Genomic DNA, 6,166 nt, shown 5'->3' with positions numbered 1-6,166 from the left:
TTTTTTCGTATTACCTAGACACTTCAAATAAACAAGACTAAATTTATCAATAGTTTGCGTATCTATTGGTGCGTAGTATTGATTGCAGTTAGAGCAAAGGCATAGACCATAGGATTGGTCAACGTAGTGTGCTGATAAGGACTTTTTATGACTCAACAGGTCGAAGCTACGCCGGTTCAAGAGACCGATGAGTCTTGCGCGCCGCAAAACGATTACTATTATGATTGGCTTGCCAAACATAAATCGATTATTGCCGGATTGCAGTCCGCGGTAATCTACCTTCCAATCAAAGATGAATTGGTTCCTGTTGCTAGCTTTCAACCTCAGCATCCGACCTTTAGCCATTTAACCGAGTTACTTGATAGCAATCAGCAAGCAATGCAGCCACAAGTGATGCGTTTTACTTTTTCGTCAGCATCAGCATCAGCATCCTCATCCACACAAACCGCACAAGTTGAGCAACAAGACCCGAATAGTGAAACTTTTGGCTTGCTGTACCCAATACTTGATGAGCAAAAACAGCTTATAGCTTTTGCCTGCTTTGCAGTGCAGGTTCATTCTCAAGCAGAGCTCACCCAGAGCTTAACTCTTTTGCAATGGAGCGCGGCAGGGATTGAGGTGGCAGAGCATCAACTGCGGGCGCGCAAAGCAAAGCGGCAACAACAGTCTTATTCAACCCGAGTCGATATTCTGGCAAGGGTATTGTCGGAATCGAGTTACGGCGCTTCGGCGACTTGCGCGGTGACTGAGCTTGCGGTGCTACTCAATTGTGATCGAGTGAGTATTGGTCATTACAAAAGAAGCCGTTGTCACCTTAAACACCTTTCTCACAGTGCTCAGTTTGGGCAGAAGATGAATCATGTTCGTCAAATTGAAAGGGTGATGGATGAATGTGTCGATCAGGGCGAAATCATTCGTTATCCCAACACCGACACCGATGAACCGCTCATTATTCAAGCTCATCAAACATTATCGGCAGCTCAAGGCGAGATTGGCATTATGTCAATTCCTCTTTATTTACGTGGCGAAATCTATGGCGCGTTAGTGGTAGAGGGAAAATCTGAGCAAATATGGAGCGTAGAGGAATCAGAGCTGTGCCAAAGTATTATCAGTTTGATTCTGCCAACACTCGAAGATAAACAGATTAATGATCGCCCAGTGTATCGAAAAGTCTACGATGCAACCAATAAGCAATTGGGCAGGCTATTCGGCCCTAAATTTCTAGGGCGTAAGTTGTTTGTCATTGGTATTGCCATCGTGGGTTACTTACTTGCCACTACCACCAGTGAATACAAATTATCCGCTAATGCGCAGATTGAGAGCGCAGTACAAAGAGCCATTGTTGCCCCCTATGACGGCTATATTTATCAAGCTATGGCTCGCGCCGGCGATCAGGTCATCCAGGGTGAACCGTTAATCCAGATGGACGATCGCGACTTACGTTTAGAGCGTTTAAAGTGGCTCAGTGAAGAGAGTAAATTAGTTCGTCAGCGCTTGGAGGCATTATCAATTCGTGATCGCGCCAAGATTAACATTTTGAGTGCTCAAGAAAGTCAGGTACAAGCTCAGCTTGCCTTAGTTGAAAGCCAGCTTGATCGCGGCCGTTTATTATCACCCTACGATGGCCTTGTCGTCAGTGGCGACTTGAGTCAGCGTTTGGGCAGTGCGGTGAATAAAGGTGATCTTTTACTGGAAGTTGCACCCATCAATAGTCACCGAGTGAAACTGCAAGTGCCAGAAAGCCGCATAGCGGATCTTCAATTAGGTCAATCTGGCCGGCTTTATTTGGCGGCGCTTCCTGAGCAAGGATTTGAGTTTGAAGTCAGTAAATTGACGCCGGTTACAGAAGCCATTGATGGCGCAAGTTACTTCATCGTTGAGGCCACTTTGAATGATCTTTCAAAACAACTTCAGCCCGGAATGGAAGGGATCGGCAAAGTCGCGATAGATGAACGTTTGTTATTTGATATTTGGACTCGAGATATGCTGGAGTGGATGAGATTACAAGCGTGGTCTTGGTGGGGTTAGTCAATCATGTCACAGACTCTTTTTAGCCCAGCTTGGTATAAGGTTTCAAACTTAAAAGTACGCATTCGCAAGCATGCGGATATTCATCGTCATGTCTATCGAGGCAAGGTGTGGTATGTACTGCAAGACCACGTTACAGGGCAATTTCAGCGTTTTACGCCGCAAGCTTATCAACTGATAGGTTTAATGAATGGTGAACGCACTTTGCAACAAATCTGGGATATTGCCTGCGAAAAATTAAAAGAAGATCTGCCCACCCAAGACGAAGTCATCAACTTAGTCGGCCAACTTAACAAAGCCAATGTGGTGCAAACCAATGTGTTACCTAGTATCAAACATCTGCATCAGCGCCATCAAAGTGAACAAAAAAAGAAACTGCTACAGCAACTTAAATCCCCATTAAGTGTTCGTATTCCCTTGCTTGATCCTGAACGCTTTCTCGCGGCAACCTCTTGGATTGCGCGATGTTTATTTTCAAAACTAGGCGCTTTGTGCTGGCTAGTTATGGTGATACTCGGGGTAGTGTTAGCGACTTTGCATTGGACCGAGCTGACTAATAACTTAAGTGACCAAGTGTTAGGTCTTGAGAATTTACTTCTTATGGCACTCGTGTATCCGGTGATCAAACTAGCCCATGAATTAGGCCATGGCTGGGCGGTGAAACGCTGGGGTGGTGAAGTGCATGAGATGGGAGTGATGCTGCTGATTTTCATTCCGGTACCTTATGTGGATGCATCTTCGGCTTCTTCTTTTAGTAATAAGCATCAAAGAATGATTGTGGGCGCAGTAGGGGTACTTGCCGAGCTTTTTATTGCGGCGCTGGCCATGACGATTTGGGTACTAGTTGAGCCCGGCATCATTCGCGCACTGGCCTACAATGTGATGTTAATTGGTGGTATCTCAACGCTGCTGTTTAATGGCAATCCATTACTTAGATTTGATGCTTATTATGTGCTTGCTGATTTTCTTGAAATTCCCAATCTGGCGGCAAGAGGCAATGCGCAGGTAGGGTACTTAGTTAAACGTTATTTATTTCGTATTGGCGCGGTGCGCACCAATGCCTACAGCAAATCAGAGTCATTTTGGCTGGCATTGTACGCCGTGGCTTCCTACATCTATCGATTGTTTGTGATGGTGGCAATTTCTCTGTTTGTGGCCAGTAAGTACTTCATTATTGGCATTTTACTGGCGATTTGGTCAGTGATGAGCAGTTTGATCATTCCTATCCTTAAAGTCATTGTAAAACCAAGACAAGATCCCCTTATGCGAAGAAAAAGCGTTAAAATTTATTTAGGCGGTGGCATCGTGATAACCGGTATTGCCTTGCTGTTGTTCTATTTTCCTGTGCCTTATCAAACCTATGCTCAAGGGGTGATTTATGTCCCTCAAGATTCGTATATTCGAGCAAAAAGTAGCGGTTTTGTGGATAAGGTATTAGTCAGTGGCGGTCGTAATGTTAATCAGCAAGATGTGCTGATACAGCTGCATTCCCCGGCGTTAATTGCCAGAGAATCAGTACTCAAAGCGCAAGTTAATGAAGCTAAATTTAGGTATGAGGCAAGCGTTAATAACCGCACAGAATCGGATATTTTACTGCAAGAGTTGAAGTATCTGGTGCAGGAGTATCAACATGTGACTCGCCAGATGAGCAATTTAGAGATTGTGAGTCCAGCAGAAGGCCGTTTTGTTTTTGCACAAAGAGAGCTTGAGGTCGGTCGATATTACAATCGAGGTGAAGTACTTGGATTTGTAGTAAATTTTGATCGTTTGCCTCTTGCTGCCATGATTTCAGAAGATGATATCGATAAGGTCAGATATCAGACTCGTGCGGTCTCAATTAAATTAGCCTCTCAACCTAAACAGCAATACTCAAGTGCTGTTATCAGGCAAATGCCTTCCTCTACGCACAATTTACCAAGTTCAGTTTTAACGACCGATGGTGGTGGGCTTATTGTTCTAGACCCTAATCGCGCGGCGGAAATGAAAAGTTATAAAAGCTATTTTAGAGTGGAATTAGATAGCTCAAATGCGCCAATAAAACGCTTTGATGAACGAGTGCATGTGCTGTTTGAGCATGAACCTGAGCCGGTTGCGTATCGTTGGTATCGCTCAATAAGACGTTTGTTGTTGAGGCAGTTTGATGTATAAGCGCCCGCAGAGAAGACCCAGTTCGGTATTGGAACGCCCGCAAAAAGTGATCGAAACTGAAAAACGAATGCAGCGCTGGTGGCGTACGTTAACCGCTTACTGCGCTCGACCATTGCGAGCCTCTATTTGGATTTATAAGCCCTTGCTATGGCGCATTAAAAAGAGAGATGCTTTTTATCGTGCGCTCTCCTCGGCACAGTTGGATCAACAGACTATCAGGCTCAAGCAGTCTCTTCTTCGACATGGGCTGACTCATTCATTAACCGTTGAAGCTTTCGCACTGATTCGTGAGGTTGCAGGAAGAGAGCTAGGAATGTGGCATTTTGATAGCCAAATTATGGGTGGCTTAGCTATTTTGCATGGCAATATCGGCCAGATGCAAACGGGAGAAGGTAAAACATTAACTGCAACCTTGCCGGTGGCCGCCGCTGCTCTTGCCGGAATTCCAACTCATGTTGTGACGGTTAATGACTATTTAACGGAGCGTGACGCACAGTTGATGTCGCCGGTTTATCAGCGACTAGGGCTGGGTGTCGGCGTTATTATTCAAGGGTTAACTGTTGCGGAGCGTAAGGCGCAGTATGCGATGGACATTGTTTACTGTACCAACAATGAGCTGGCCTTCGATTATTTAAAAGATGGTATTCAACTTAACCGCTGCTGCGATGCGCTACAACTGCATGCGTTAAGAAGTCTGCCAGCAGATAACAGTCAAATGCTCGATAGCCTAATGCTGCGTGGTCTTCATTTTGCGGTAGTGGATGAAGCTGATGGGGTCTTTATGGACGAAGCTACAACACCGCTGGTGATTTCAGGTGATGCCGCGCCTCAGTTAGAGCAGCAAAGTATGTACTTACAAGCGTTTGATATCAGCCAAACCTTGCAACAAGAGCAACATTTCATCATTCGGCAGCCATCCAAACAGATTGAATTTACACCCATTGGTGAGCAGGAAATTGAACAGTTAACTAAAGGGCTGAGTCCTTTATGGCACGGTCGTACTCGCCGATTAGAATTGGTTAAACAAGCGTTAACAGCGCAGTATCTGTTTTTACGTGACAAGCACTATTTAGTTGATGAAGAAAAAGTAGTCATCATTGATGAGCATACAGGCAGGCGCATGCCAGATAGAACTTGGGAGCAAGGCTTACACCAATTAATTGAAATTAAAGAGGGCTGTGAGTTGAGCGATCCTCGCGTGACTTTAGCGAGCATTAGTTTTCAAAACTTCTTCCGTTTTTATCACCACTTATCGGGTATGACTGGCACCGCAGATGAGGTGAAAAGTGAATTTTGGCGTGTATATGAATTGCCAGTGGTGGATGTACCAACACATAAATCAAGTCAGCGGCAGCAATACGGTTGTAACATTTTGCTCACTAAACAACAGAAGTGGCATGAGATTGCTCGGCGCATTAAAGAGATAAACTCGCACAGTCTGCGCCCCATTTTAGTTGGCACTCAGTCACTGCAAGATTCCGAAGTACTTTCGCAGCTTTTGCAGGATGTAGAGGTGCAGCATCAAGTGCTTAATGCTCGCCAAGATCAGGCCGAGGCGGAAGTGGTAAAACAAGCCGGTTTACCATCAACGGTGACCATTGCCACTAGTATGGCAGGGCGTGGCACTGATATAAAATTAGATAGTGAGGTAGAAAAAGAAGGAGGTTTACATGTCATTATCACCGGTCTGCATGATTCCTCTAGAGTTGACAGGCAATTAGAAGGGCGTTGTGCACGGCAAGGAGATAGGGGCAGTGTCGAGTTTGTATTGTCGTTAGAAGAAGAGATTATCACCCCTTATTGGGGTAAGATGATGCGAATAATAGTGTTAATGCCACTGCCCAATATATTGAAAAATAAGCTATTGTTTAGCTGTATTCGTCGCTGTCAAAAGCGGATTGAAAATCAACAGCAGCAAGTTCGTAAGCAATTATTAAAACATGATGAACAACAACAGGATGTTTTGTCTTTCTCACTGAATCAGGTGTAA

The 6,166-nt window shown here is 44.8% G+C and carries 3 protein-coding genes; all 3 read left to right on the top strand.

Translation table 11 applies throughout. The annotated features are described in order from the left end of the window. Positions 1-147 precede the first annotated feature (147 nt). From A9260_RS13740 to A9260_RS13730, 3 genes are read left to right on the top strand one after another with little or no spacing between them, the layout of a single operon-like run. A complete protein-coding gene (locus tag A9260_RS13740; RefSeq protein WP_068699865.1) occupies positions 148-2,028 on the top strand; it encodes an HlyD family efflux transporter periplasmic adaptor subunit in 1,881 nt (626 codons plus the stop codon). Positions 2,029-2,034: 6 nt separating this feature from the next. Next, entirely contained in the window at positions 2,035-4,176 is a 2,142-nt protein-coding gene (locus A9260_RS13735; protein ID WP_068699863.1) for an efflux RND transporter periplasmic adaptor subunit, read from the top strand. Next, on the top strand, positions 4,169-6,166 hold the full coding sequence (locus A9260_RS13730; protein WP_068699861.1) for a preprotein translocase subunit SecA: 1,998 nt from the start codon (positions 4,169-4,171) through the stop codon (positions 6,164-6,166). The genes A9260_RS13735 and A9260_RS13730 overlap by 8 nt, the downstream gene beginning before the upstream one ends.

Origin of the sequence: Vibrio sp. UCD-FRSSP16_30, assembly GCF_001676025.1 — a bacterium.
Lineage (GTDB): Bacteria > Pseudomonadota > Gammaproteobacteria > Enterobacterales > Vibrionaceae > Vibrio.
The sequence above is the reverse complement of the archived record's forward strand: the minus strand, read 5'-3'. Positions and strand labels throughout refer to the sequence as shown.

Excerpts from the sequence above, each read along its gene's own strand:
- A9260_RS13730 (WP_068699861.1), top strand. The coding sequence starts at position 4,169 with ATGTATAAGCGCCCGCAGAGAAGACCCAGTTCGGTATTGGAACGCCCG.
- A9260_RS13735 (WP_068699863.1), top strand. The coding sequence starts at position 2,035 with ATGTCACAGACTCTTTTTAGCCCAGCTTGGTATAAGGTTTCAAACTTA.
- A9260_RS13740 (WP_068699865.1), top strand. The coding sequence starts at position 148 with ATGACTCAACAGGTCGAAGCTACGCCGGTTCAAGAGACCGATGAGTCT.